General features: G+C 49.1%; 22 protein-coding genes. 8 read left to right on the top strand and 14 right to left on the bottom strand.

Annotation, left to right across the window (positions count from 1 at the left end; all coding sequences use genetic code 11):
* Window positions 1-8: 8 nt before the first annotated feature.
* The 3 genes from AC0L4K_RS20290 to AC0L4K_RS20280 form a co-directional block, all read right to left on the bottom strand.
* Window positions 9-1,406: a TRAP transporter large permease gene (locus AC0L4K_RS20290; protein ID WP_417227063.1), complete on the bottom strand. Its 1,398-nt coding sequence runs from the start codon at window positions 1,404-1,406 to the stop codon at window positions 9-11.
* Window positions 1,403-1,990, bottom strand: a complete 588-nt coding sequence (locus AC0L4K_RS20285) for a TRAP transporter small permease (protein ID WP_417227065.1) — start codon at window positions 1,988-1,990, stop codon at window positions 1,403-1,405. Before AC0L4K_RS20285 ends, AC0L4K_RS20290 begins: the two co-directional genes overlap by 4 nt.
* A gap of 225 nt (window positions 1,991-2,215) precedes the next feature.
* A complete protein-coding gene (locus AC0L4K_RS20280) occupies window positions 2,216-3,199 on the bottom strand; it encodes a TRAP transporter substrate-binding protein (RefSeq protein ID WP_417227067.1) in 984 nt (327 codons plus the stop codon).
* 382 nt (window positions 3,200-3,581) lie between these two features.
* On the opposite strand from AC0L4K_RS20280, the gene AC0L4K_RS20275 reads away from it, so the two are divergent.
* A complete protein-coding gene (locus AC0L4K_RS20275) occupies window positions 3,582-5,177 on the top strand; it encodes a methyl-accepting chemotaxis protein (protein WP_417227069.1) in 1,596 nt (531 codons plus the stop codon).
* A gap of 81 nt (window positions 5,178-5,258) precedes the next feature.
* On the opposite strand, the gene AC0L4K_RS20270 is transcribed toward AC0L4K_RS20275, so the two are convergent.
* Genes AC0L4K_RS20270 through AC0L4K_RS20260 form a run of 3 tightly spaced genes read right to left on the bottom strand, consistent with a single transcriptional unit; the run spans window position 5,259 to window position 8,909 of the window.
* Window positions 5,259-6,635, bottom strand: a complete 1,377-nt coding sequence (locus AC0L4K_RS20270; RefSeq protein ID WP_417227071.1) for a sigma-54-dependent transcriptional regulator — start codon at window positions 6,633-6,635, stop codon at window positions 5,259-5,261.
* A gap of 29 nt (window positions 6,636-6,664) precedes the next feature.
* Window positions 6,665-7,660 carry a sensor histidine kinase gene (locus AC0L4K_RS20265; protein ID WP_473267688.1) on the bottom strand — a complete coding sequence of 332 codons (996 nt, stop codon included), beginning with the start codon at window positions 7,658-7,660 and terminating at the stop codon, window positions 6,665-6,667.
* On the bottom strand, window positions 7,644-8,909 hold the full coding sequence (locus AC0L4K_RS20260) for a PAS domain S-box protein (protein WP_473267687.1): 1,266 nt from the start codon (window positions 8,907-8,909) through the stop codon (window positions 7,644-7,646). Before AC0L4K_RS20260 ends, AC0L4K_RS20265 begins: the two co-directional genes overlap by 17 nt.
* A gap of 252 nt (window positions 8,910-9,161) precedes the next feature.
* On the opposite strand from AC0L4K_RS20260, the gene pyk reads away from it, so the two are divergent.
* Window positions 9,162-10,601, top strand: coding sequence for a pyruvate kinase (pyk, locus tag AC0L4K_RS20255; RefSeq protein ID WP_417227075.1), 1,440 nt, complete (start codon window positions 9,162-9,164; stop codon window positions 10,599-10,601).
* 155 nt (window positions 10,602-10,756) lie between these two features.
* Window positions 10,757-12,322 (top strand): glutamate--cysteine ligase, encoded by a 1,566-nt coding sequence (gene gshA / locus AC0L4K_RS20250; RefSeq protein WP_473267686.1) that lies wholly within the window; start codon window positions 10,757-10,759, stop codon window positions 12,320-12,322.
* 112 nt (window positions 12,323-12,434) lie between these two features.
* On the opposite strand, the gene AC0L4K_RS20245 is transcribed toward gshA, so the two are convergent.
* Window positions 12,435-12,833, bottom strand: coding sequence for a flagellar basal body-associated FliL family protein (locus AC0L4K_RS20245; RefSeq protein ID WP_417227079.1), 399 nt, complete (start codon window positions 12,831-12,833; stop codon window positions 12,435-12,437).
* A 331-nt stretch (window positions 12,834-13,164) separates the two neighbouring features.
* Between AC0L4K_RS20245 and rsd the strand changes: the two genes are divergently transcribed.
* The 3 genes from rsd to AC0L4K_RS20230 all read left to right on the top strand — a co-directional run bounded on the left by rsd (window position 13,165) and on the right by AC0L4K_RS20230 (window position 15,302).
* Complete coding sequence (gene rsd, locus AC0L4K_RS20240) at window positions 13,165-13,647, top strand: sigma D regulator (protein WP_417227081.1); 483 nt, start codon at window positions 13,165-13,167, stop codon at window positions 13,645-13,647.
* Between the two features lie 34 nt (window positions 13,648-13,681).
* On the top strand, window positions 13,682-14,662 hold the full coding sequence (locus AC0L4K_RS20235) for a WD40 repeat domain-containing protein (RefSeq protein ID WP_417227083.1): 981 nt from the start codon (window positions 13,682-13,684) through the stop codon (window positions 14,660-14,662).
* A 415-nt stretch (window positions 14,663-15,077) separates the two neighbouring features.
* Window positions 15,078-15,302 (top strand): EF-hand domain-containing protein, encoded by a 225-nt coding sequence (locus AC0L4K_RS20230; RefSeq protein ID WP_417227085.1) that lies wholly within the window; start codon window positions 15,078-15,080, stop codon window positions 15,300-15,302.
* A gap of 107 nt (window positions 15,303-15,409) precedes the next feature.
* On the opposite strand, the gene AC0L4K_RS20225 is transcribed toward AC0L4K_RS20230, so the two are convergent.
* The 6 genes from AC0L4K_RS20225 to AC0L4K_RS20200 form a co-directional block, all read right to left on the bottom strand.
* Entirely contained in the window at window positions 15,410-16,138 is a 729-nt protein-coding gene (locus AC0L4K_RS20225; RefSeq protein WP_417227132.1) for an amino acid ABC transporter ATP-binding protein, read from the bottom strand.
* Window positions 16,139-16,186: 48 nt separating this feature from the next.
* The gene (locus AC0L4K_RS20220; protein ID WP_417227087.1) at window positions 16,187-17,287 is read right to left on the bottom strand and encodes an amino acid ABC transporter permease; all 1,101 of its coding nucleotides are present in this window, start codon (window positions 17,285-17,287) and stop codon (window positions 16,187-16,189) included.
* Between the two features lie 11 nt (window positions 17,288-17,298).
* The gene (locus tag AC0L4K_RS20215) at window positions 17,299-18,525 is read right to left on the bottom strand and encodes an amino acid ABC transporter permease (RefSeq protein ID WP_473267685.1); all 1,227 of its coding nucleotides are present in this window, start codon (window positions 18,523-18,525) and stop codon (window positions 17,299-17,301) included.
* 102 nt (window positions 18,526-18,627) lie between these two features.
* Complete coding sequence (locus AC0L4K_RS20210; RefSeq protein ID WP_417227091.1) at window positions 18,628-19,641, bottom strand: amino acid ABC transporter substrate-binding protein; 1,014 nt, start codon at window positions 19,639-19,641, stop codon at window positions 18,628-18,630.
* Window positions 19,642-19,970: 329 nt separating this feature from the next.
* Window positions 19,971-20,696, bottom strand: a complete 726-nt coding sequence (locus AC0L4K_RS20205; protein ID WP_473267684.1) for an FKBP-type peptidyl-prolyl cis-trans isomerase — start codon at window positions 20,694-20,696, stop codon at window positions 19,971-19,973.
* 61 nt (window positions 20,697-20,757) lie between these two features.
* Window positions 20,758-21,285, bottom strand: coding sequence for a TIGR02444 family protein (locus tag AC0L4K_RS20200; protein WP_473267683.1), 528 nt, complete (start codon window positions 21,283-21,285; stop codon window positions 20,758-20,760).
* A gap of 20 nt (window positions 21,286-21,305) precedes the next feature.
* Between AC0L4K_RS20200 and AC0L4K_RS20195 the strand changes: the two genes are divergently transcribed.
* Window positions 21,306-23,216 (top strand): ATP-binding cassette domain-containing protein, encoded by a 1,911-nt coding sequence (locus AC0L4K_RS20195; protein ID WP_473267682.1) that lies wholly within the window; start codon window positions 21,306-21,308, stop codon window positions 23,214-23,216.
* A 120-nt stretch (window positions 23,217-23,336) separates the two neighbouring features.
* On the opposite strand, the gene AC0L4K_RS20190 is transcribed toward AC0L4K_RS20195, so the two are convergent.
* Entirely contained in the window at window positions 23,337-24,653 is a 1,317-nt protein-coding gene (locus AC0L4K_RS20190) for an HDOD domain-containing protein (protein ID WP_473267681.1), read from the bottom strand.
* Between the two features lie 368 nt (window positions 24,654-25,021).
* On the opposite strand from AC0L4K_RS20190, the gene ggt reads away from it, so the two are divergent.
* Entirely contained in the window at window positions 25,022-26,770 is a 1,749-nt protein-coding gene (ggt, locus tag AC0L4K_RS20185; protein ID WP_473267680.1) for a gamma-glutamyltransferase, read from the top strand.
* Window positions 26,771-26,790: the final 20 nt, after the last annotated feature.

Genomic DNA, 26,790 nt, shown 5'->3' with positions numbered 1-26,790 from the left:
CGCCATACTTAGTAGCCTTTCAGATGATCAATATATTCCGGTAGGAACAGTGATATCTGCGGCACATAGGTAATCAGCATCAAGAACATCAGTAGCAAGCATAACCATGGCAGACAAGCCTTGATCACCCAGATCATATTCTTCCCGGTGATACCCGCCGTGACAAACAGGTTGAGCCCCACCGGCGGTGTCAGCATCCCGATCTCCATATTCACCACCATGATGATACCTAGGTGGATGGGATCGATACCCAGCTTCATGGCGATAGGGAACAAAATAGGTGCCATGATCAACAAGATCGCAGACGGCTCCATAAAGTTACCGGCGATCAACAGCAGAATATTCACCACGATCAAGAAGCCCCACGCAGGTAAGCCCCACTGTACAATCGTTTCAGCGATATGGTGTGGAATCCGCTCAGTGGTCAACACATGCGCAAACAACATAGCATTAGCGATAATGAACAGCAGCATCAGCGATACTTTTGAGGCATCCAGCAACACTTTGCGCACTTCTGGGTGACGAACCGATTTTGGAATCGCCCACAGCATCTGCAAAGTATTCCGAATAGCAGCCGCACCAAAGGATTCATCATCATTACGCCAAGCAACCCCTTTCATCGGACCGATATCGCGATAACCTAACACCGACACCATATAGGCATACACCGCGGCGACCGCAGCAGCTTCAGTAGGGCTGGCAATACCACCATAGATCGAACCCAGTACGATGATGATCAACATCAACCCACCCAGCGCAATCAGAAAGGATTTACCCAGTTTAGCAACACCGGGGAACGGTTCTGCTGGCAGTTTCATAATCCGCGCCGCGATATAAATCGCGATCATCAGAATACCACCCATCATCAACCCGGGAATAAAACCGGCCATGAACATCCGTGATGCAGACACTTCAGTAGCCGCCGCATACACCAACATAACGATGGAAGGCGGAATCAAAATACCCAGCGTACCGGCATTGGCGATAACACCGGCAGCAAACGATTCGGGATAACCAGAACGCACCATGCCGGCAATAACGATCGTACCAATCGCTGCCACCGTTGCCGGTGAAGAGCCCGATACCGCGGCGAACAACATACACGCCAGTACTGACGCCATCGCCAGACCGCCACGAATATGCCCGACACTATCAACCGCAAAGTTGATTAGACGCTTGGCCACGCCCCCGGTTGAGAGGAATGCAGACGATAGAATGAAGAACGGAATCGCCAACAGGGTGTAATGTTCCGAGGTGGCTTCAAACAACTTCAAAGAAATAGAGGCTAATGAATCGTTAGAAAACATCAGGATCGTTGCCACACTCGACAGACCCAGCGCTATCGCAATCGGCATGCCCATAAACATACAGGCAAACAGGATGATAAATAATGCAGCAATAGTCATGGCCGCGTCTCCTTGTTACGTGTATCGGCATCGGCACTCGCCGCTTTCGATTCGAGTTCTTGAATCTCCTTAGCGATCTCCATGCTGTCCTCAGCTTCATCACTGAAGTGAAAACCATCGATCTCTTTCGTGACCACCTTCCAGCCTAGCTGTAAAAAGCGCACGATCAGCATGACAAAACCGATCACCAAAATACTCATCGCCAGCCATTTCGGCACCGGCATATCTTCCAGTTCGATACCGATCATCTTCATTTTGCTGAGATAGATCCATGAACCGTACAGAAACAGACCGCAATAAATCAGGCAAAGCACAATCGCCAAAAGCGTAAAAAACCGCTGTGCTTTGGTCGGCAATAGCTTAACGAACACATCAACGCCGATATGTGAACCGACTTTGACACCGTAAGATGCGCCATAGAGAACAAACCAGGCTGCCATCAAAAGCGTCAGCTCTTGCGCCCAGTGGATTCCGGAATTAAAGCCAAAGCGCATAACAACCTCGGCGAACACCAGCAGCGTCATCGCTACCAGCAGCAAGGAAAGAAACGCTTCTTCCAGTTGTGTGACTAGATTACGAACCATAACGGCCCCCTTAAAACAGCAGAGACAATGAATATCGCTCTGCAATTTTTCAGTATGTGTGCTTCACAGGACAACCTTGCAGCTATTCAGCAAGACTCGCCGAGCCATCGTGACTCTCCTGTGTAACCCCACAGACAGTATTTAATCAATCGAGAGATACGGCGGCGCGAATAGTGTCCGCCGTAGCATAAGAACCTGACCCTCATTAAGGGTCAGTGATGCAGATTACTGATTAGATGCTTCAGCCGCTTCAATCAGGTCAGCACCGATATCATCGGCAAACTGAGCCCATACTGGCTTCATAGCACTTACCCACAAGGCGCGTTCTGCGGCTGTAATTTCCAGCACTTCAGAGCGTTTAGAATCAATGATCGCCTGACGATCGCTATTAGCTTTTTCAGCCGCGATGTTGTTACCAAAGGCAATCGCTTCATCCAATGCAGTTTTCAGCTCAGAACGGACATCAGCATCTAAGCCATTCCAGAACTCAGCAGAGGTAACCACCATGTAATCGAGCAAACCGTGATTAGATGCAGTGATGTAAGGCTGAACTTCGTAGAATTTCTTCGAAAAGATGTTAGACCAAGTATTTTCCTGACCATCAATGGCTTTCGTTTGCAGCAGGGTAAACACTTCTGAGAAAGGCTTTTTCAGCGGTACGGCATTAACGGCTTCAAACTGCGCCTGCAGTACATCAGAGGTCATGATGCGGAATTTTTTACCATCGACATCAGCAGGGACTTTAATTGGGTTGCTGGCAGACAACTGCTTCATACCATTGTGCAAATAGCCCAGACCAACAAGTCCTTTAGATTCCAGAGAGGTCAGCATTTTTTGACCTTCAGGCCCTTTCTGGAAACGCTCTACCGCTTCCATATCCTTAAACAGGAACGGCAGGTCAAACAGCTGCAAACTTTTAGTATATTTCTGGAACTTAGACAGCGCCGGTGCTGCCATCTGCACATCACCTAGCAGCATCGCTTCGAGCACTTTGTTATCGCCAAACAGCTGTGAGCTTGGGAAGACATTAACTTCAACCTTACCGCCTAAACGCTCGGCAACCAGCTCTGCAAATTTGTTGGCCATCTGGCCTTTTGGGGTATTTTCAGCGACGACGTGTGAGAATTTAATTTCAATCGGTGCAGCCATAGCAGACGTTGCACCAAAGGTAAGAGCCATTGCCGTAACGGCAGCAGATAAAAGACGCATATTGCTTCTCCAGTTTTGTAATTATTCAGGCGCTTTTTCGGGTCTAACAGCAGAACCCACGCTCAGTTATTAACTCAACTAGATAAAAGCAAACTTCAGGCCAATGGGTAAAAAATCAAATAATTATTTTTTAAATCCCTAAAAAAACAGTAGCTTAAAAAATACACCATCATTAACCAATACAGGTGAACCCGCCATAATGGATGGATTCTCACCCGTTACAATGAACACTAACGGGTGGATTTCCACTCATTTAACAAAAGGTACCGTCAATAACGATTCAATTTAATACTCAAAATGCTGACATAGGCAGTCGCTCCACTCATCACAGCAAGGTATATTAGGAACAAATCAGAGACGATAACCATCCGGATAATAAAACATGGCGATTCAAACAAAAGTAAACCTCAGCCTAGCATTTGTTTTTTTAATCGTGCTCATCACATCAGTATCTGTTATCTATCAAAGCGAAACGAATCTATCCTCCGATATTGCTCTGCAAAACACCCAAAACACCGCCGACGCCTATTTTGACAGCATCAACATCATGATGCTCAGCGGCGCGATGGCCAACCGACAAACACTGCAAACAAAAATTCTCAGCAATCCTGAACTCACCGAAGCGCGTATTATTCGCGGTGAGCCGGTGGCATCTATGTACGGTGAAGGCACCCCAGACTCACATATTCAGGATGACTTAGATAAACGCGCCATGGCTGGCGAGGCGATCGCCATTGAATTGGATGACGATCAAGGCCATCGAATGACTGTCGTGCGCCCAATGCGCGCCAGTTCAAACTATAAAGGCACCAACTGCCTGACCTGCCACCCGGTTGAAGAGGGCACCATTCTCGGCGCAGTGCGAGTCACCTATAGCTTCGACAAGATTGATCAGCATATATTCACCAATATTCGTAATATTGCCCTAGTCGAATTGGCACTATTTATTGCCGCACTCCTTCTGGTTGGCTGGATGATTCACCGGATCGTGCTTAAACCGATCAACAACATGAACCAGACTATCCGGGATATCGAACAAAATTCCGACCTCACTCAGCAACTACAGATTAACTCAAATGACGAGATCGGCCAGATGTCCGCCTCGTTCAACAGCATGCTTAGAACCTTCCATGACAGTATCAGCCATGTGGTGCATTCGATTGATATGCTAGGCCAATGCAGTCAGCAAGTCTGCGACGTTTCTCAACTGGCCAACGCGGGCACCGCAAAACAGATCAGCCGTGCCGAAGCCGTCACTAATGCCATGGTAGCGATGGATGGTGCGACACAAAATATTTCCGCCATCGCCGACGTCACCACTAAAGCCTCAGACCAAGCCTTGCAGGAAACCCGTGCTGGGGTCGACATCACCACCGGGACGGTGAAGAAGATTGAAGCGTTACAAAAAGAGATCCAACATGCCACCGATGTTATCGTTCAGCTAGAACAGCAAAGCTATAATATTGATGCGGTATTAAGCGTTATTCAAGATATCGCTGAACAAACCAACCTATTGGCACTCAATGCCGCCATTGAAGCCGCCCGAGCGGGCGAACAGGGCCGAGGATTCGCCGTCGTTGCGGATGAGGTTCGCACCCTTTCCTTACGCAGCCAGAACGCCACTATCGAGATCAATAATATTATTGCTTCGCTACAGCAGAATGCGAAAGGGGCTGCTCAGGTGATGGGGCAAGCGAGCATCGAAACCGAATCGAATGTTAAAGAGATACAGGAAACCTCAAAAGTTCTCTTCAATATTCAAAAAGAGATGGAGTCGATTGCCGAAACTAACCACAGCATCTCCGAATCCGTCAAACAGAGCGGTGTCGCCACACTCGAGATCGAAGGCGCGGTGAGTGAAATCAACGCTGGTAGCGAGCAAGCGAAAGAACGAGTGCTGCGCCTATCTTCCATCTCAACACAGATCAACACTCTGGCCGATGAACTCGAAAAGCGCGCTCGACAGTTTAAACTCTAAACGACTTGCCTCTCGGGTAACCACAGAACGCAAACGGCGGCCAATTGGCCGCCGTTTACTATTAGGCTCCGAGCAAAGCGCTTATTTGAAGTCGTCTTTACTCAACTCGTATTTCTTCATTTTGTCGTACAGCGTCTTACGCGGTAACCCTAACTTTTCCTGAGTCAGTTTGAGCGAGCCATTATTGCGCGACAACTCCTCCTCCAACACCAGCTTTTCAAATCGCTCCACCTGCTCCGGCAAGGTCATCTGCTTGGTCGACATCCGCTCACCCGCATCTCCCACGGCAAAATTGTACGCGGGCCCAAGCAGCACATAACGCTCAGCAATATTGCGCAATTCCCGCACATTACCCGGCCAGTGATGCGCCACTAACGCACTGAGCTTATCAACACTTAATTGAGGCACCTCTTTCTGATATTGAACCGATGCAATCAAGGCAAAATGTTGAAACAACATAGGAATATCCTCACGCCGCTCTCGTAGCGGCGGAATCTCAAGACTGACAACATTAAGGCGATAATAAAGATCGGCCCGGTAGTCACCCTGTTCACTCAAATCCTTCAGATCAACCTTGGTGGCGGCGACAATACGAATATCCAGTGGAATCAACTCATTAGAACCCAAGCGCTCGATCTGCCGCTCTTCCAGCACCCGCAGCAGCTTAACCTGCAATGATAACGGCATGCTCTCAATTTCATCGAGAAACAGCGTACCGCCATTGGCGTGCTCAAACTTACCGATACGACGGCTCTTGGCATCGGTAAAGGCGCCTTTCTCATGGCCGAACAACTCACTCTCGATTAGATGCTCTGGCACCGCACCGCAGTTAATCGCAACAAAATTTTTGTCCCGTCGGTTGCTGTGCTCATGGATATAACGCGCCACCAAATCTTTACCGGAGCCGGTTTCCGCCTGAATCAGAATATCTGCCGGGGTATCGGCAATATGTTGAATCATCGAGCGCAACTGCTGGATGCCGGGCGAGTTACCGATAATCCGCGGGCCGATACCACCCTGCTGCTCCAGCGCCTTACGCAGCACGCGGTTTTCTAGGGTTAATCGACGTTTCTCCGCGGCTCGGCGCACCACATCATTTAATAGCTCAGATGAAAATGGCTTTTCTATAAAGTCATAAGCGCCATCACGCATGGCACTCACCGCCATCGAGATATCCCCATGCCCGGTAATGAGAATAACCGGCAGATCTGCGTCGATGCTCATAATCCGCTGCATCAACTCTAAGCCATCGATCCCCGGCATATTAATATCACTCACCACCACCCCGGGCCAATCCCGATCCAACAGACTCAGAGCTTTCTCGGCACAGTCGGCGGTGACGACATCATAACCGGCCAGCTCGAGGGTTTGCCCTGCCGCCAAACGGATATGTTTTTCATCATCCACCAGGAGAATCTGATGAGGCTGTAGCACCTCAACCGGAGTATTCGCATTCATCGGCGGTTCGTTTTCCTGTCTAGTTTTAATTATTCTAACCCGACGACCGAAGCGGACGCATCCGCTGCCGGCAAATTAATGGTAAACACAGCACCACCGAGCGGGTGATTACTGACATTTAACTGCCCTCCCATCGATTCAATAATTCGATGGGAGATTGACAGCCCCAGCCCCAATCCCTGACCGGCTTTCTTGGTGGTATAGAAAGGTTCAAACACTTTACCTAGCTCAGACGCTGGAATACCCGGCCCATGATCCCGAAAAGCGATGAGTAAACGCTCCCCCTGACGCGCAATGCTGATCTCGATCCATTTCTCAGCCCCGCCTTCCATCGCCTGCAGCGCATTACTAATCAGGTTAACCACCACCTGTTCAAGCCGCAGCATATCCCCTAAAACAAACTGCTGATCGAGTCGCTCCGGCCACTCAATTTTGACATTCGCTTTATCCAGTCGGCCATACATAATAGACATTGCGCCATCACGCACCGCCTTTAAACTCACCATCGTCTGCTGACCGGAGGTCTTACGCGAAAACTCTTTCAGCGGCGCAATGATCTTTGACATCCGCTCGGTCAAACCGCTGATCTCCTGAAGATTACTGTTAACCGGATCAGTTTTGCCCAACTTCAAAAACGATAAGGCATTATCGGCATAGCTTCGAATTGCGGTTAGCGGCTGGTTCAGTTCGTGATTAATACCCGCAGACATCTGCCCAAGCACCGCCAACTTAGCCGTTTGAATCAACTCATTCTGGGTGTGTTTGTGCTCTTCAACCTCCTGCAGCAAACGGGCATTCGCTCGGGTCAGATCTTGAGTACGTTCACCCACGCGCTGCTCTAACTGATCTCGCGCCTGACGCAACTTCTCTTCATTCTCTTTTCGTTCGGTAATATCATGAATCGTGACAACAAAGCGACTGGCATTACTGTCGCTCATGCGGCCAATAATCAATTCTACTGGAAACTGTGAACCATCGGCTCTGACACAAGCCACCTCGACCATCAACTCATCCGACAGAAGCATCACTCTCCTGATGTGAAATATGCTGCCAACACACCGCCCGATCAGGCTGGCTAATCAATTTGCTAAAATACTCCCCCGCAATCAGATCGGTACGATAGCCGAACAGTTTTTCCGCGGTCGGATTAAACGACTCAATAATCCCATGATCATCAAGCGTGATCAGGCCCGCATGGGTATTGTCGATAATCGCACGAACTCTCGCCTCGCTACTTTCTAACGCCAGTGTTTGCTGTCGCTTAAAGCGGGCCCGTTCCTGCAAGATCCGCCGCCGCGCCAATACCAGCAGCACCAAAAAGACTAAGGCACTGTAAACAAACCCGGTGAGCAGAACATTGCTCAGCACCCGTCGATCGACGGGTTTGAGGTCCGCCAGAATAGACACATTAAACCCCGCATCAGGCACTGCGCGAGTCTGCTGCAAATATTGTCGTGTCTCGACGCCATCAAGCGCCTGATTATTGATCCGGTCCCCCTCGAGAAGCGTCACTACCTCGCTGCCCCCCTGAACTTTACGTTCGATAATCGGCAACGAGGTTAACTCATGATCACCATAGCGGAGACTCGAAACAATCCGCTGTAGATCCAACTGAGGCAACGGCTTTAAGGTGCGAAATTTCCACTCGGAACGGGTACTGATAAAGATGACACCATCTTCATCGGTCACAACAATATCGGTCATCGGGTCGCTCCAATCGGTCTCAATATCATTAAGATCGATCTTAACCACAATCACACCCAGAATATTGCCCCGATACTCGACCGGATATGAGAAAAAGTAACCGCGTTTATTAGATGTTGTCCCCAGTGCAAAATAACGCCCTGGGTGGCCCTTAATCGCGTCTCGAAAATAGGGCCGGAAAGAAAAATTGCGGCCCACAAAAGTGTGCTCTTTCTGCCAGTTACTGGCCGCAAGCGTTGTCCCCTTGGTATCCATCAAATACGTGTCTGACGCGCCCACTGTATCGTTTACCTTTTGCAGATAAAGGTTCGCGCGATAAACACCTTCACTCCCATCGAGTAATAACAGATTCACCAACTCAGAATGCGACGACAATAATTTGGGCAAGTCTTTATACCGATCAAGCTCCTGCTGTAGGTTCAAGATATAACGATTTAAATCCGCCGAAACACTTTGTTGCAGATCATGGGTTGCACGACTGTGGCTAATTAAGATCGTTTGAAAGATCACCACAATGAATAAGGCGACCAATGACAATAATAGTAGCGGACGTAACCGTGTTTTAGTCACCGCGCCTCCTGTAACTAAATTACAAAAAATTCATTTACACTAACAAATAAAGCTAAAAAGCAGTAGAATGCGATCCATCAAAACAATTCTTGTAATATATTTACAAGATAATATTACCCAGAGACAGCTGAACAAGCTGATCAACCGCTGGCTGATTGCTTGAAATACTATTGCCACCCGCTTATCTTGCAATAGATAACACAGTTTAAAGTCTAACAGGTAAACCCATACCGTCTACCGGATAAACACATCATGCTAAAACGTACCAAAATTGTTGCCACTTTAGGTCCATCAACGGATAAACCCGGCGTACTCGACCAAATGATCCGCGCCGGCGTCAATGTTGTGCGACTCAACTTCTCTCACGGTAGCGCTGATGATCATCGCCGCCGGGCTAACGAAGTTCGTGAAATATCTAACAGGTTGTCCATTCCGGTGGCAATCCTAGGCGACCTGCAAGGTCCGAAAATCCGTATCGCCCGCTTTAAAGACGATATGAAAATCAAACTGGCCGTGGGTGACCACTTTGCACTCGACTCCGCTTTAGACACCTACGCAGGCGATCAGACCCAGGTGGGTATCGATTATAAAGCACTACCAAAAGACAGTCGCCCCGGCGATGTACTGCTGCTAGATGATGGCCGAGTACAGTTCAAGGTTATCGATGTTCAAGGTACTCGAATCAACTGCGAAGTGATCATCGGCGGGCCGCTGTCCAATAACAAGGGCATCAACCGTCAAGGCGGCGGCCTTTCCGCCGCCGCACTCACCGAGAAAGACAAGCGTGACATTCTCGTCGCCGCTGAGATCGATATGGACTATGTCGCAGTATCTTTCCCTCGCAGCTCGTCTGATCTGCATGAAGCGCGACAACTACTCGATGCTGCCGGCAGCAATGCTGAAATTATCGCTAAAGTAGAACGTGCCGAAACGGTCAGCTCCACCGAAGCGCTCGACGATATCATCCTCGCCTGTGATGGCGTCATGGTGGCCCGAGGCGACCTCGGTGTCGAAATCGGCGATGCTGAGCTGATCGGCGTGCAAAAACACCTGATCAACCGCGCCAGAGAACTGAATCGCGTGGTTATTACCGCCACCCAAATGATGGAAACCATGATTCAAAATCCAATGCCAACACGGGCGGAGGTATTTGATGTGGCCAACGCCATTCTGGACGGCACCGATGCAGTCATGCTCTCCGCCGAAACGGCTGCAGGTGACTACCCGGTTGAAGTTGTCGAAGCGATGACCAAAATTTGTCAGGGCGCCGAAAAGCACCAGTTATCCCGTCCGGCCCCCACTGGCATCTCCCAACGCTGCGAACACTTCGATGAAACTATTGCCCGTTCAGCCATGTATACCGCTAACCACTTAGTCGGCGTAAAAGCTATTGTCTGTCTAACAGAATCAGGCTCGACCCCGCGTTGGATGTCTCGTATCCGTTCCGGCGTGCCGATCTATGCACTAACCCGCAATGAACGCTCAATGCGTCGTATGACGCTGTTCCGTGGCGTACACCCGATGTTGTTCGATGCCACCGGTATTAACAATGACGTGCTAAACGAGCAGATCCTCGAAACCCTGAAGGCAAAACAGCTGCTTGAAACGGGTGATCTGATCCTGCTAACCCGAGGCGCAATTATTGGCAGCGGTAGCGGCACCAACTCAATGCAAGTACTGCAAGTACCCTAGCCAGTAACGCCTCAAATAGGCGACACAAAAAAGGCTCGCTAACGCAGGTTAGCGAGCCTTTTTTACTATAATTAATCCCTGTTTTTTTACGGGGTTATGTTTAACGCTTGCTGCGCTATAATAGCGCTCTTTTTTCCGCTAAAAGGTACCCGGTTGTGTCAAAAGCACTGGAACAGAATCTGCAATTAATTATAGAAAAGGGTCAGATTCTGGCGCTTGACGGCATCCTTCACGGTATAGAGAAGGAAGGCCTGCGGGCTGACTCTCAGGGAGCCATCAGCCAAACAGGACACCCGGTTTCGCTCGGCTCTGCGCTGACTCACAGCCATATCACCACCGATTACTCGGAAGCCCTGCTTGAATTCATCACGCCAGCATTCGCAAAATCCGCTGATGCACTGCACTTTCTTCAGCAGTTACATTGCTACACCTATCAGCATCTAGGTGATGAAGAGCTTTGGAACGCCAGCATGCCTTGCCAGATCGACAACGAAGATGCGATCCAAATCGCCCGCTTTGGCAGCTCGAATGTTGGTCAGTTAAAATATATTTATCGAGTTGGCCTAGAGCATCGTTACGGCAAGATGATGCAGACCATCGCCGGTATCCATTACAACTTCTCTCTACCGGAAAGCCTCTGGCCCGTACTACGAGATCTGCAAGGCAGCCAAAAGAGCCTGCAGGCTTTTCGTTCGGCCGGCTATTTCAAGCTAATTCGTAATTTCCGTCGTTCATCTTGGCTACTGCTCTATCTGTTTGGTGCCTCGCCAGCGTTATCCTCTAGCTTCATGCGCGGCCGTGAACACGATCTAGAACAGTGGGATGAGAACACCCTGTATCGCCCTTATGCGACCTCTTTGCGGATGAGCGACCTCGGCTACTCAAACAAAGCCCAGTCGGCCCTCAATATCTGTTTTAACCATCTTGAAACTTACATTGAGAGTCTCACTCAGGCGATCAACACCACCTATCCGCAGTATGAAAAAATCGGTGTAAAAACGGACCAGGGCTACAAACAGCTCAACAGTAATGTGCTGCAAATCGAAAACGAATATTACAGCGACATCCGCCCTAAACGAGTCGCACTGTCCGGTGAAAAGCCGGTGCATGCCCTACGTGAACGCGGCGTAGAATATATCGAAGTGCGCAACACCGATATCAACCCTCTACTGCCCGTCGGTATTGATCAACAACAGGCCGACTTCCTTGATGCATTTCTGGTCACCTGCCTGCTGTCAGATCCAAGTGATATTGATAGTCATGAGTGCGATGTCATCAATAGCAACAACAATTTGGTGGTCAACCGAGGCCGTGAACCGGGCTTAATGCTGACAAAAAATAATCAGCCGATCTCAGTGCCCGAATGGGGCGCACTCATTCTGAGTGATATCCACAAAACCGCCGCAGTACTGGATCAAGTATCCGGTGATAACCGTTATTCCGACGCCGTCTCCTCTCAGCAAGCCAAGTTGGATAACCCACACCTGACGCCATCGGCGCAAATCCTAGATAGCATGAAAACAGCCGGGTTGGGCTATGAAGCCTTTGCGCTGCAACAAAGCCGCAAGCACCGGCAAACCATCACCGGCGAGGGACTGGATGCAGGACAGCAGCAATATCTTGACGAACTCGGCATCAGCTCAAGAGATGAGCAGCAGCAGATCGAGATGAGCGACACCTTAGATTTCGATACCTATCTCGCGAACTATCTCGCACAGTAGATCAGGTAAAGACTCAAGCCATAAAAAAAGCCCTGTCAGCAGACAGGGCTTTTTTATATTTTCGCGTCAAGCGAAGGAAGCAAACAAAACCTAAGCCTCAATTGCCCGCCAGTTACTGCAACACAAAGCTGGTAAAGAACAGGTCGGCAACATAGGCTTCCCCTTCTTCGGCTAATAACACGCCCTGCACTTTTTGTAACGCCTCTTGCGCAAGAATATGCTGTTTATCAACCGTTTTCAGCTGTTCATCCGTTTTAGAACTCAATAGCATTAGAATTTCGTGACGAATCTCCGCCTTATGATAATTCACCGCGTGGTGAGCCGCCGGACTAGTGACTTGAATGGTAATTTCACACTTCAAAAAACGCAGAGTACCCGGGCTGACAAAGTTAGCAACGAAAGGCTTCAGCTCGATGTAGTTTACATAATCCTCTACGGCAGGCTCATCAGCGGCCCAAACAGGCTGCAGCATCGCGCCTAAAAACAGTACCAGTAAAAAACGTTTCAGCATGCTTAAGTTTCCCAATCTGATATCAGAGATACACCCCTGACCTGAAAACAATGAATTAGACAAAATCATAGCGTTAACAAACAAAGCCTGTCGACATAAGCCTTTTTTCAGTCGGCCTGTTATCGGCTCGATCATAATAACAGCGCCAGACAATAACCAAACCCTTGATACGCCCTTCTGTTGTATCATCTTTCGCAAAAAATATCAGCGCCACACGACTAAGATTAGCTATCTCAGGGTGAAAAGCCCTCCGCTATTGCCTCTTTAACAACGATAGGATTAGTATTGAGACACTCAGTCAGCAAGTGCTGAACATAAAAGGAGGCCTGCTATGCTAGAAAAATGCCGTAACGCCCAGGAACGCTGGGGAGGTGTGAGCGACATTATTGATAACTGGCTCGACGGACGTCAAAAACTGATTAGTTTTTTTGTGTCTCTGCCGCAACAGAATGTTCAGGAAACACTGAATGATAAAATTCAGGAATTCTGTCAATTGATGATGGATTATATCTCTTCAGGCCATTTTGAAGTTTACGAACAACTGCTCAAGCAGGGAAGTGAGTTCAATGACGGTAGCCTGGAAAAGGCTCAAGCCCTGTTCCCTAAAATTCAGGACAGCACCGACGCCTCGCTCGACTTCAATGATATTTATTCCAACTTTGAAGGACAGACCCTGCAAGAGATGTATGAACTGATGTGTCAGCTATCATCTCTTGGTGAAGCCCTCGAAGAGCGCTTCGCTCTCGAAGATAGAATGATTGAAATTCTCCATATCGCTCACCGTGAGCGAGTATTTTCTGAACCTCAGGTATAACAACCGTATTACGCAGTTAAGGTAGGAACGCTTTATGGAGAACAGGTTTCGTGCTGCGAGTTGTGCCCTTTTGGTTACAGCTCTACTGGCCGGTTGCAGTAACAGCGATGAACCCGCTAACTATGTTGAATATGCACTTCAAGGCGCCTATTCAGCCACGCTGTCGCCGCAATCAACCTATGCCACCATTGGCTCATTTAATCATGGTGGCAGCCTGTGGAATGTGACCCAACATGAGCGACTCTATAATTGGAACCATCGCGCAGGGGAATACAGCCTCATCGCCGCCAGTGCATTCTCACCTGACGAACGTTATGCCGCCACCGCAGAACAACAGGACCTTGTGCTATGGAATCTAAGCACAGGCAAGCCTGAAGGATTCTGGAGCTCACCGGCCGAAATTCTTGCGATGGACCTGTCCCCTAATGGCGATTTCGCACTACTTGGGCTGGCAGATCATACCGCTGTCTATTTTGATATTAAGCAGGGCGGCGTTATCCAAACGTTCCGTCACGATGCCCGTGTTAAGTCTGTCGACCTGAGTGACGATGCTTTAATCGCCCTAACTGGTGATGACGCCTACAATGCCCAGCTCTGGGATATGCAAACCAATAAAGTTATCCACAGTCTGAAATTCGGCAATATTGTCGATACTGTCGCGCTCTCTCCCAACAAACAGTTGGCCTTCAGCTCAGGCACCTTAGACAGAGCCGTTATCTGGAGCACTCAGGATGGTAGTGTTCAACACACCCTCTCGGACAACCAAGATCTGTTTGGCAAGCGACTCAGTTTCCTCTCCGCCCGCTTTTCACCGGATAACAGCCAACTACTCACCGGCACCGCCTCCGGCTCAGTGCAACTATGGAGCACCAGCAGTGGTGAAATGTTACGCAGCTGGACGGTTCACAAACGTGATCCATACGGCCCCACCAGCACCGGTATATACTCCGTCGGCTTTGGCAACGGCGCCTATTATGCGATCGGCTCTAACGGCATTATCAACGAGCTGAAATAACCTTCGCGGGTCAGACCAAACCACTCTATAAATAACATCTCGCTGAATCGACCTTTGCTCGTATAAGCAATAGCATTGCTGGGTATTCAGCGAATGTATTCGCCTGCCATGCAATACCCCCCATAAACAGCTGATTCGCGCGCTCCAGCAAACAAGCGAGCTGCGACTAATTTATACGGTCTCCGACCGAAGACAACAAAAATACTTTAAAATCAATTAGTTATAAAAAACACGAGTTCTGTCGACTGATTCTAGAGACAGTTAGCCTCTACATTAAATAGAAAACAAAACATAAGCGATTGATTTATAAGATAAAATAAACATTGGCACAATGCCTGCTCTATAGAGACTATTCCGATCGACTTTGCGGCCGACGGATCGATTACCCTTAATGAAATAATCTAGGAGCTTTAATATGAACATCAAAACCTTGTGTGCCATCGCCCTGACTGCCGTTTCAGCAACCGCTTTTGCCGTAGAGATGCCTGAGTTTAAAGCAGTCGACAGCAACGCTGACGGCGTTATCAGCCAAGAAGAAGCTAAAGGCGTTGAAGGACTGGAAGCCGTTTTCATGGCCGCTGATGTTAATAAAGATGGTCAGCTGGACGAACTTGAATACACAGAAGCGTCTATCAAGTAATTCTCATTCTGGGAACTCACCACACCGGTGGTTCCCAATACGCTTTACGAGCCAATAAAAAACCGCCAATCGGCGGTTTTTTTGGATGCATTGTCTAGCGACGCAAATTAATGCTGCAAGATCTGGCTGAGGAACAACTGCGTCCGTTCATGCTGGGGATTATTAAAGAACTCATGAGGCTCGTTCTCTTCAACAATCTGCCCGCCATCCATAAAGATAACGCGATCGGCCACGGTCTTAGCAAAACCCATTTCGTGGGTCACACAAAGCATTGTCATACCTTCGGTGGCCAGCTCAATCATAACGTCGAGCACTTCCTTGATCATCTCGGGATCAAGGGCAGAGGTTGGCTCATCAAATAGCATCACATCAGGGTTCATGCAAAGTGAACGAGCAATAGCAACACGCTGCTGCTGGCCACCGGACAACTGCCCTGGGTACTTGAGAGCTTGATCAGGAATTTTCACCCGTTCAAGTAACTCCATCGCCTGAGCTTCAGCCTCTTTACGCGGCATTTTTTTCACCCAGATAGGCGCTAGTACACAGTTTTCTAACACCGTCAGGTGAGGGAACAGATTAAAGTGCTGAAACACCATCCCCACTTCCTTACGGATCGCTTCGATATTTTTAATATCTTCATTCAAGGGAATATCATTAACAATAATATCGCCCTTTTGATGCTCTTCCAGATGGTTAATACAGCGAATCATCGTTGATTTACCGGACCCAGATGGGCCACAGATAACAATCTTTTCGCCCTGTTTAACTTCCAGATTAATATTTTTCAACACATGAAACTCGCCGTACCACTTGTTTAGGTCGCGTAGTTCCACCATCAATTTATCAGTCGCTTGTGAATGGCTCATATCAAAATCTCTCTGTAATCAGGCACGGTTGCCATGGCCGGTATTTAATGCTTTTTCCAGATGCTGCGAATAACGCGACATACTGAAACAGAACACCCAGAACAACAGGGCAACAAATAAATAACTCTCGGTGGAATAACCAATCCATTTAGGATCCTGGTTTGCCGCCTGACCAATCGCCAACACATCAAACAAACCGATAATCAGTACTAAGCTGGTATCCTTAAACAGAGCAATAAACGTATTAACGATACCCGGTATCATCAATTTCAATGCCTGCGGCATAATGATCAGAATCATCTTCTGCCAGTAGCCTAAGCCTAACGCATCCGCCGCCTCATACTGCCCTTTAGGAATCGCCTGCAGGCCACCCCTGATGACTTCCGCCATATAGGCAGACTGGAACAGGGTAATACCGATCAACGCCCTCAGCAGCTTGTCAAAGCTCATCCCTTCAGGGAAGAACAATGGCAACATCACCGATGCCATAAACAGCACGGTAATCAATGGAACGCCACGCCAAATTTCGATAAAGATGACACATACCGATTTCACGATTGGCATATCCGACTGCCGTCCTAGCGCTAGCAAGATACCCAGCGGTAGTGACGCCACAATACCCACCACGGCTAATACCAGCGTCAGGCTCAGGCCGCCCCAAAGATGCGTTTCGACCGTTTCTAAGCCAAATACATTACCGTACAACAGGAAGTAAGCAATCACCGGATAAACAACTAATAGCAACGTGGCCACCAGCCCTTTTTTCGGTGTTTGCGGCATGACTAACCAGATAATGGAGCCAATCAGCAAAATAAAGGCTGCCTGTACCCGCCAATGCTCCTCTTCTGGATAGAAACCGTACAAGAACTGGTCAAGTCGATTACTAATAAACACCCAGCAGGCACCGCCGCTGGTACAGGCATCACGACTATCGCCGACCCAATCGGCATCGATAAACACCCATTGCAGTACCGGTACCAAGAAGCTAATCAGGAAATAGCCGACCACCAAGGTCGCTATTGAGTTGATAGGCCCATTAAACAGACGCTTACGCATCCAGCCGATCAGCCCGACCATATTCGCTGGCGGGGGTAGCGTGGGTTGTATTTCATATTTCATAGTGTCCCCTCCTAACGTTCGGTCAACTGAATTCTGGCGTTATACCAGTTCATAAAGAATGAGGTCAGCAAGCTCAGGGTCAGATAAACCGCCATGGTCATCGCAATCACCTCAATCGCCTGCCCCGTTTGATTCAATGTGGTGCCCGCAAACACGTTAACCAGGTCGGGATAACCAATCGCGGTAGCCAAAGAGGAGTTTTTAGTTAGATTCAAATACTGACTGGTCAACGGTGGTATAACCACTCGCAACGCCTGTGGAATAACGATTAACCGCAGGGTTTTCGCTTTAGACATACCCAACGCTGTCGCCGCTTCAGTCTGCCCGTGAGACACCGCCAGAATACCTGCTCGCACAGTTTCAGCAATGAACGCCGCAGTATAAATACTCAGTGCAAACCAAAGCGCTATCAACTCAGGAATAACAGTGATGCCGCCTTTGAAGTTAAAGCCTTTCAGTTCTGGATGGTCGAGCCCTAACGGCATGCCACTCAACAGGAACAACACCAGCGGTACACCAACGATTAAGCCTAGGCAGGTCCACAGCACAGGAAACTGTTGTCCGGTTAACTCTTGACGCTTCTTCGACCAACGGGAGATAAACCAGCTACCCACGATGGCAGCTAAGAAACCAATCATCACCAAACCAAAGCCATCTTCGGCAATCGGTGCGGGCACGATCAGACCACGGTTATTAAGGAAAGAGCCAAAGAACTCCATACTCTGACGAGGATGAGGCAGAGTTCGTAGCACCGCGTAATACCAGAAGAATATTTGTAGCAGCAACGGTATGTTACGGAAAGTTTCGATATAGATAGCAGATGCTTTAGAGATCAACCAGTTATCGGATAGTCTTGCCACACCTAATAGAAAACCAAGAATCGTCGCAGCAATAATACCCATCGCGGCAATCAAAATGGTATTCAACAAACCGACCAGAAAGGTCATGCCATAACTGGATGCTTCGGTGTAATCGACGAGGCTCATGGCAATACCAAAGCCAGCCTCACGTGTAAGAAAATCAAAGCCAGTGGTGATACCGCGCTGTTCAAGGTTGGTCAGGGTATTATCAATGATGGAATAGAAAACAAATCCCAGTGCCGATAACAATATCACCTGGAATAGTAACGACCGTTTTTTGGGGTCGTTCCAGAATTTTGGTTTGTCCAGCGGAGGAGCTTTTGGCTTGGCTGAACCGCCTTCAGGGTTGTGACCCGAATTCGAAATGTCTGAGGACATTGTTAACTCCAGAAATCAGTACAGATCTTTCTGTCCCAGGCAATACGCCTAAGGACAGAAACAAAAACGGCCAACCCTTAGGCCAGCCGTTGATCAGTATGTTTAACGCATTGGTGGAGCGTACTGCAGTCCCCCTTGGTTCCACAACGCGTTTAAGCCGCGATCCAGACCCAGTGGAGAATCTTTACCTACGTTACGCTCGTAAGCTTCACCGTAGTTACCAACCTGCTTAACGATCTGGTATGCCCAGTCATCCGCGAGGTCTAGACCTTTACCTTTAGGTCCGTCGATACCAATCAAACGCTTCACGTTTGGATCAGTGCTTTCAGCCTTCATCTTATCAATATTAGCCGAGGTCAAACCAAGCTCTTCAGCGTTCAGCATCGCATTGTGAGTCCACTTAACGATGTTAAACCACGTGTCATCACCCTGGCGTACAACCGGGCCAAGTGGCTCTTTAGAGATAACCTCTGGCAGCGCACCAACGCTTGACGGATCTTGCATACGGGTACGCAGGCCTGCCGCTTGTGACAAGTCAGTGGTGAATGAATCACAACGGCCACTATCAAATGCCTGAGCCGCCTGATCATTAGTATCGAATACGACTGGCGTATAAGAGATACCCTGTGCACGGAAGTAATCCGCCATATTCAGCTCGGTTGTTGTACCGGACTGAACACAGACCGTTGCACCATCAAGATCTTTAACACTCGACAGTCCAAGCTCTTTCTTCACAAGAAAGCCCTGACCATCGTAGTAGTTAACGCCCGCAAAGTTGATACCCAGTTGCGTATCACGCGTTTGAGTCCAGGTAGTCACACGAGACAAAACATCAATCTCACCAGACACCAGCGCGGTAAAGCGCTCTTTTGCGTTTAATGGAATAAATTTCACTTTGGTTGCATCGCCCAACACTGCAGCAGCGACGGCGCGACATAAATCAACGTCTAGGCCTTTCCAATTACCTTTATCATCTGGCACTGAGAAGCCTGGTACACCACTCGTTACGCCACACTGAACAGCACCGCGCTCTTTTACAGTTTCTAAAGTACCGGCCATAGCCGTACCTGTCATAGTAACCATCAGGACGGCAGCAGAGATCAGGGTTTTCTTCATTGGGTGCTTCCTCTTTTTTGTAACAAATAAGTGAATAATAAAAGTAGCAACGCATTAGCAACAGTGCCATACGCTTTACATAGCAAAGAGTGTTCCACTTTTTTATTCTTGTGATCCAATTGTTTAACGATAAGTGTAGCCACAATTTCTAATCTGTACAGAAACCGTTACTCCTCGTTAAGTCGCCCCTTAATAATGTTGAAATAAAACTACAAAATAACTGTCAAAAACGCTCGCAGTTAATAACAAATTCAATCAGCGGGGTATTTTACGCACCAAAAAAACCACCCAGGTGGGTGGTTTGAAGATTTTTGACCAACTTTAGGGCTTTATTCTGCTGGGTTAATTTCTAGCAGCTCAACCTCAAATACCAATGTTTCATTGGGGCCAATTGCATCACCCATACCACCGGGACCATAAGCCAGCTCAGCAGGAAGAACTAAGCGGGCTTTACCGCCAGTTTTCATCAACTGCAGACCTTCTGTCCAACCAGGAATAACGCCATTCAGAGGAAACGAAACCGGCTCGCCACGGCTATATGAACTATCAAAATCAGTACCGCTGATTAACGATCCACGATAATGAACTTTGACCGTATCTTCTGCTTTAGGACTCTCACCTTCACCGGCAGTCAGCTCTTCATATTGAAGTCCAGATTCGGTTGTTACAACACCCTCTTTTTTACCGTTTTCAGCGAGGTACTCTTGACCTTTTTTCAGGTTATCCTCGGAAATTTTAGCAAACTCAGCTTGCTGTTCAGCCATTTTAGCCTGTTGGAAGGCCATCATTGTCGCTTCAACTTCTTCTGGTTTCAACAGTGGCTCATCACCGGAATAGACAGTTTCAACAGCCCGACGCAAGGCATCAACATCCAGTTCTTCGACATCTGCTTTAAGGCGCTCACCCAGCATCAGACCTAAGCTATAACCCAACTTCTGCTGATCTGTTTCCAGCGTGTAAGGCTTTTCTGTCTGTGCTACGGCCTTCTCTTCATCAGGGCCACAACCTACCAATACGATACTTGCTACGGCCACGGCCACCAGCGTCTTCTTCATTGTCATTCCTTAAATTCAGGGGTCAGTTATGTGCTGTTAGTAAGCCATTAAACTGAAAAGTTCAGCTAATTACTACCGCACTTGTGGCTTTATCGCCTAAATGTGCTAAAAGAGCCTGCAAATCCTCGTCGTTATCAGACTCAGCCGCGGCACTTTTAGTAACGCTAGTTGCCGCAACACATAGATTACAATAACTCAATTTTTTCCAAGCATCTTCGCCAGAAGCCAGATCCGCTTCGGGGCACCGCTCTCTGAGTTCATAGAGCAGTCCAATTTCTACCTTTTCTGCCGCTAATTCTGCTTGTTTCAGTGCCTCATAACAGCAATACTCCTCCCCGGACTGTTTTGTCTCACGTAACGTAAAACGCAGCTGCCGCAGAGGCTCAAGCATCGTTTTACGCCACTGACAAACCTTTTGATCGGAAAGATCGGCAGGTAAATACCGACCCTCGTGAGCCAACCATAACCCAAAAAGTAGATAATTAACGCTCAGTTGATAGCGGTTTTGTAGCGTCAAACAAAGCGCCGCCACATCAGGCACAGAATAGATCTGCACTGCATAGTTCCAAAACACATTATTATCTGACATCTGTGATAAAATCCGCCGCCATGATTCAGTTAAACCAGCTTAGCTTACAACGTGGACCCTTGCGCCTGCTAGACAGAGCGCAATTAACGATCCACGCCAACCAGAAAGTGGGCATTGTCGGCGCCAATGGCGTCGGTAAATCCTCACTATTTAAACTTATTCTTGGCCAGCTACAACCCGACGAAGGGGATCTACAGCTACCGGGGAATCTCACCATCGCCCATATGGCGCAGGAAGTTGCCGATAGCGAACATCGCGCGATCGACTATGTGCTCGATGGTGATCATCGCTTGCGGGCGGTACAGCAAGGGCTGGCCGACGCAGAGGAATCCGGCAACCACCACCGTATAGGCGAATTACATGCGCAGTTGGATGCCATCGACGGCTATAGTGCCGAAGCCCGCGCCCACCAGCTATTAAACGGTCTGAGTTTCTCCACCGCCGATGCCCAGCGGCCCGTGAATACCTTTTCCGGCGGCTGGCGGATTCGACTCAACCTCGCGCAAGCGCTGATGAGCCACTCCGATATTCTCCTACTTGATGAGCCCACCAACCACCTCGACCTTGATGCGACGATCTGGTTGGAACAATGGTTACGTAATTATCAGGGTACGTTACTGCTGATCTCCCATGACCGAGATTTCCTCGATGCGGTCAGCACCCATATCGTGCACATGGCTCAGCAGAAAACAGAACTGTATAAAGGTGGTTACAGCGACTTTGAAAAACGTCGCGCCGAACGGCTTGCCCAGCAACAATCTCAGTTTGAAAAGCAACAGGTGCGCATCGCTGAGATTGAGAGCTTTGTTAATCGCTTTAAAGCCAAAGCCACTAAAGCCAAACAGGCCCAAAGCCGAGTTAAAGAATTAGAACGCATGGAGCTGATTGCCCCAGCCCATGTCGACAGCCCATTCAGTTTTACCTTTCAATCATCGGATAAAATATCCTTCCCGTTGATGAGCCTTAACAATGCTCAGCTCGGTTACAGCCAAGCGATTTTGAAGGATGTAAAGCTGACCCTGTCGCCCGGCGACCGTATTGGCCTACTCGGGCCGAATGGCGCAGGTAAATCGACACTGATCAAAACCCTGACCCAAGACCTCCCCCTAATTGATGGCATCTATCATGCGGGTGAGCATCTAAAAATCGGCTATTTCGCCCAGCACCAGCTCGAAGCCTTAGATCTGGAAGCCTCGCCGGCACTGCATATTCAGCGTATTTCGCCGAAAGCCAGTGACCAAGAGATTCGTAATTATTTAGGTAGCTTTGACTTTAACGGTGACCGCGCCCTAGAACCAGTAAAACGCTTCTCCGGCGGCGAAAAAGCGCGGGTAGCCCTGGCCCTCATCGCTTGGCAGCGGCCCAACCTGCTACTGCTCGATGAGCCAACCAACCACCTAGACTTAGAAGTCCGTCATGCCCTCACGTTGGCGCTGCAAAACTTCGATGGTGCCTTGATTCTCGTCTCCCACGATCGTCACTTGCTGCGTAATACCGTGGATCAGTTCTGGCTGGTTGCTAATGGTCGAGTATCACCTTTCGATGGGGATATGGATGATTATCAACAATGGCTAGCGGCGCAACGTCGGACCCAAAACCAAGCGGTCGAAGAGCCAAAAGAGAACCGTTCACTTAGCGCTGCGGAAAAGAAAGAGCAAAAACGACTTGAGGCGGAAAGACGCAATGCACTTCGGCCACTGCGCAAAGCCATTGATAAGCTTGAAGCGACGCTCGATAAGGTGACTCAGGAACTACAGCTGATAGAAACTTCACTAGCAGATGTCAGCTTGTATGAAGAAGGCAATAAAGAGCAGCTCAAACGCCAGTTGCAATTACAGGCCGAGCTGCAACAGAAGGCTGATGCCATTGAGTCGGAGTGGATGGAAAAACTCGAGGAACTGGAACAGTTAGAAAGCGAAACCACTCTCTAACAGCCAACAATAGTGACAAGTGACCCACTTAATACGCACGATTATGGCGACGTATTAAGTGGATTTATCTGCGGACTTATCTATAAAGATAGCCTAGACCACCTAAATCAAACCTTCGCGCTAGTGGCCATGCGCAATCGTATGCACTAACGCGTCCAGCTCATCTCTATTCTCGATTATCCGCGTAATAGCCTCATCCACCTGAGCCTGACTCAACTCAAGCTGCTGCAACAAGCTATCCGCAATCTCTTCGATAGGGCCGTCAGCCAAACCGTGACGACGCAGACTCCGATTGACGATATAGATCAGCTTTGCTTCATCACTGGCAACCCCGTCATAACCTAAATCATTGTGATGACGCACGGCGTCAACCACAACCTCAGGTAAGCCCCAGTTATCCAGCAACCAAGCACCTATCTGCTCTCGAGTCACATTCATAACCTGCTTCTCGACATATTCCAACGCCATATGGGGATTCGCCTCGATATAACGAGACAGCAATGAAAAATGCGGTGGAAATAGATGCGCCAAGACCAAATAACCAAAGTTTTGTAACAAACCGGCGAGATAGACCAAGCCGATCCTAGGCCGATGCTGGGCGGGAATTTTTTTGCACACCAACTCGGCTGCAGCGGCAACATACACCGATTGCCGCCAATAAGGGATACCATCTCGAGGTGTATCATCAGGCACCGACAGCGTTTTCCCCATCGCCACCCCTAACGCCAAATTCACCACAAGATCAAAACCCAGCACCCGGATTACTGCATCATCCACCGAATGAATATCACCCGGCGCTGCATAATAGGGAGACGCAGCCCAACTCATCACCTGAGCGGCGAGACTGGCATCGTTACGAATGAGTGGCACAAGATCATCGATACCCGCGGAAGGGTCTGAGCGTAGTTCAACTAAACGCTTCATCGACGCAGGCAATGGCGGTAACCCGAGGGTATCCTCGAGCCGCTGCTGAATACGCAAGGTGGTAAAGCGCTCAACCGCACGGGTGATCACCTGCTCATCATTACCACTAGGCTGATGCGTTTCGATCGTATGAGGGCTTAGCCCCAACGCACAATGGGACAGATGATCCTTAAACCAGTCTTTGTGCGCTTCAAAAGCCAATCCCGTATACGCTTCAACCACGTTAAAACGTTCGTAATCAACCAGTGATCGGTCGATAAATACCGGCAAGCGAAACAGTTTCTCTTGGCCGACCTCAACCTTCAAAGCCGCCTGACTAAAAAATTTAGTGGCATCCGAGCCCCTCACCGGTTGCAGATGCCGGCCCGAATGTTTCCAGATGCTAACCAGATTTAACAGCATATTCGCCGGCAACAAGACCAGCGCTTTGCCTTCATGGTCATTCAGCAACACCATTCTGATGGTTTTAGCATCATCATCCGCGCTAGAAATAGATTTTACCGCTATGGACAAGGTGAATCTCCAGGTTCCTAGTGAGTCTTTACCGGGATGCTATCGGCCTCAACAGCCTCATCTTTAACAGATGTTACTATAAGGCTGTTGGTTCTTAGCCAACATGGCACCGTTACTCATGCCGAGTCATCCCTGAAATACCCTGTTAATGTCGGTTGTGCTAGCCGTGAATAGCGTTCTAAACACGGATACTGCGACGACAGTGGCCGATCGATTATCAGCGGATTTTATGGCCACTAACGAACTCACCGTCTACATCAATTTAGCTCAATCAAGCTGTATTATTCAAATCTCACGTTAAAAATCTGCTTTAATATCATTTCACACCCTACCCGACTATCAGCGACAGGCGCTGCAGGACTATAGTTATGCGTACATCATCTCTCTCGGTCATCTTCGCAACCCTTGCCCTCTTTTCATCCTTAACCTACGCCATCAATGAGGATCTAGCACCGGAATCCGCTACCGGTACGCTAAACCAGAAACCCATCTTAGCGAAACATCAATTGGTAGTGTCCGCGCACCCTCTGGCCACACAGGCGGGCTATAAAGTGTTGCAGCGCGGCGGCAGTGCAGCCGATGCCGCCGTGGCGGTTCAGGCGATGCTGACACTGGTAGAGCCTCAGTCTTCAGGCATCGGTGGTGGCGCTTTTATGCTCTATTGGGATAACAGTCAGCAACAACTCACCGCCTTTGACGGTCGTGAAACAGCTCCTGCTGCTGCCGACGAAAACCTATTTTTAACCGCAGAGGGGACACCGATGAGTTGGTGGGATGCGATGGTCGGTGGCCGTTCCGTTGGCACACCCGGCGTGCTCGCCATGTTAGAACTTAGTCAGCAGCAATACGGTAAACAGCCTTGGGCCTCACTGTTCGATGAGGCAATTAAAACATCAGAATCAGGTTTCAACGTCAGCCCCAGGCTACACAAATTACTCGCATCTAATATCAACCCAGGATTAGGGCGCTACCCTGCAGCCCATGATTATTTCTTTACCTCTAAGGGAGAACCCCTGCCGGTGGGTCATCGTCTCACCAATCCGGCACTAGCAAACTCGCTGCGTCAAATTGCTCAGCAGGGCGCCTCAGCGTTATATCAAGGCCCTATTGGGGAACAGGTGATTGCCGCCGTTAAGCAAGCCACCGATAACCCCGGCAAGCTACAACTAAGTGATCTACAAAACTATCGACCGGTCGCACGGCAAGCCATCTGCCGGCCCTTTCGGCAATATCGCGTTTGCGGTTTTCCTCCGCCAACCTCCGGCGGTGTGACAACCCTACAAATTATTAAACTCATGGAACTGGCGGAATCACAGCCACAACAACCGGACAGCGTAGCTTTTTATCATCTGCTAACCCAAGCGAGTCGGCTCGCCTATGCCGATCGCGCCCGTTATCTAGCCGACAGCGACTTTGTCGATGTGCCCGTTGACGCCCTGCTAGACGAAACCTATTTGCAACAGCGTAGCCAACTGATCAGCCCACTTAAAGATATGGGTCAAGCCAGCCCCGGCGAGCTGCCAAAAACGATCAGTCAGGCCGACGACCACTCCCCTGAACTTCCCTCCACCAGCCACTTTGTCATTGTCGACAAGTGGGGCAATGCCGTATCGATCACCAGCAGTATCGAAATGGCCTTCGGCTCAACCCTGATGGCCGGTGGCTTCTTACTCAACAATCAACTGACCGACTTTTCCTTTATCGCCGAGAAAGATGGCAAACTGGTCGCCAACCGGGTGCAAGCCAATAAACGCCCCCGTAGTTCGATGTCGCCCATGATGGTGTTTGATCAGGATAACCAGTTAGTTGCCGCCCTTGGCTCTCCCGGTGGCAGCCGTATCATCAGCTATGTTGCGAAAAATCTGTACCTTAAACTCAGCACAGACCTCAGCCTACAAGAGGCCTTCAATAGCCCCCATGTGGTTAACCGCAACGGCGTGACCGAGCTGGAAGCGGGCACTCTCGCAGAAACACTCGCTGCCCCCTTACAAGCCCTAGGACACCAAATCAAAGTGAAAGACCAAAACAGCGGCCTGCATGGTTTTTTCCGACAGCCTGATGGCTCGTGGCGAAGTGCCGTCGATCCCCGCCGAGAAGGCACAGCAATGGGTGATTAATACCGCACACGGTTACGTCA

It is taken from the genome of Amphritea sp. GJ51-11, assembly GCF_055808735.1.
Note: the sequence above shows the minus strand (reverse complement) of the source record. Positions and strands in the feature narration are given on the sequence as shown.

Bases quoted from the DNA above. Each gene is read 5' to 3' on its own strand.
- AC0L4K_RS20215 (WP_473267685.1), bottom strand. From the start codon at position 18,525: ATGTCCTCAGACATTTCGAATTCGGGTCACAACCCTGAAGGCGGTTCA.
- rsd (WP_417227081.1), top strand. From the start codon at position 13,165: ATGCTAGAAAAATGCCGTAACGCCCAGGAACGCTGGGGAGGTGTGAGC.
- AC0L4K_RS20270 (WP_417227071.1), bottom strand. From the start codon at position 6,635: ATGAATGCGAATACTCCGGTTGAGGTGCTACAGCCTCATCAGATTCTC.
- AC0L4K_RS20290 (WP_417227063.1), bottom strand. From the start codon at position 1,406: ATGACTATTGCTGCATTATTTATCATCCTGTTTGCCTGTATGTTTATG.
- AC0L4K_RS20245 (WP_417227079.1), bottom strand. From the start codon at position 12,833: ATGCTGAAACGTTTTTTACTGGTACTGTTTTTAGGCGCGATGCTGCAG.
- AC0L4K_RS20220 (WP_417227087.1), bottom strand. From the start codon at position 17,287: ATGAAATATGAAATACAACCCACGCTACCCCCGCCAGCGAATATGGTC.
- AC0L4K_RS20265 (WP_473267688.1), bottom strand. From the start codon at position 7,660: ATGCTTCTGTCGGATGAGTTGATGGTCGAGGTGGCTTGTGTCAGAGCC.
- AC0L4K_RS20280 (WP_417227067.1), bottom strand. From the start codon at position 3,199: ATGCGTCTTTTATCTGCTGCCGTTACGGCAATGGCTCTTACCTTTGGT.
- AC0L4K_RS20285 (WP_417227065.1), bottom strand. From the start codon at position 1,990: ATGGTTCGTAATCTAGTCACACAACTGGAAGAAGCGTTTCTTTCCTTG.
- pyk (WP_417227075.1), top strand. From the start codon at position 9,162: ATGCTAAAACGTACCAAAATTGTTGCCACTTTAGGTCCATCAACGGAT.
- AC0L4K_RS20210 (WP_417227091.1), bottom strand. From the start codon at position 19,641: ATGAAGAAAACCCTGATCTCTGCTGCCGTCCTGATGGTTACTATGACA.
- AC0L4K_RS20225 (WP_417227132.1), bottom strand. From the start codon at position 16,138: ATGGTGGAACTACGCGACCTAAACAAGTGGTACGGCGAGTTTCATGTG.
- AC0L4K_RS20195 (WP_473267682.1), top strand. From the start codon at position 21,306: ATGATTCAGTTAAACCAGCTTAGCTTACAACGTGGACCCTTGCGCCTG.
- AC0L4K_RS20205 (WP_473267684.1), bottom strand. From the start codon at position 20,696: ATGAAGAAGACGCTGGTGGCCGTGGCCGTAGCAAGTATCGTATTGGTA.
- AC0L4K_RS20200 (WP_473267683.1), bottom strand. From the start codon at position 21,285: ATGTCAGATAATAATGTGTTTTGGAACTATGCAGTGCAGATCTATTCT.
- ggt (WP_473267680.1), top strand. From the start codon at position 25,022: ATGCGTACATCATCTCTCTCGGTCATCTTCGCAACCCTTGCCCTCTTT.
- AC0L4K_RS20275 (WP_417227069.1), top strand. From the start codon at position 3,582: ATGGCGATTCAAACAAAAGTAAACCTCAGCCTAGCATTTGTTTTTTTA.
- AC0L4K_RS20235 (WP_417227083.1), top strand. From the start codon at position 13,682: ATGGAGAACAGGTTTCGTGCTGCGAGTTGTGCCCTTTTGGTTACAGCT.
- AC0L4K_RS20230 (WP_417227085.1), top strand. From the start codon at position 15,078: ATGAACATCAAAACCTTGTGTGCCATCGCCCTGACTGCCGTTTCAGCA.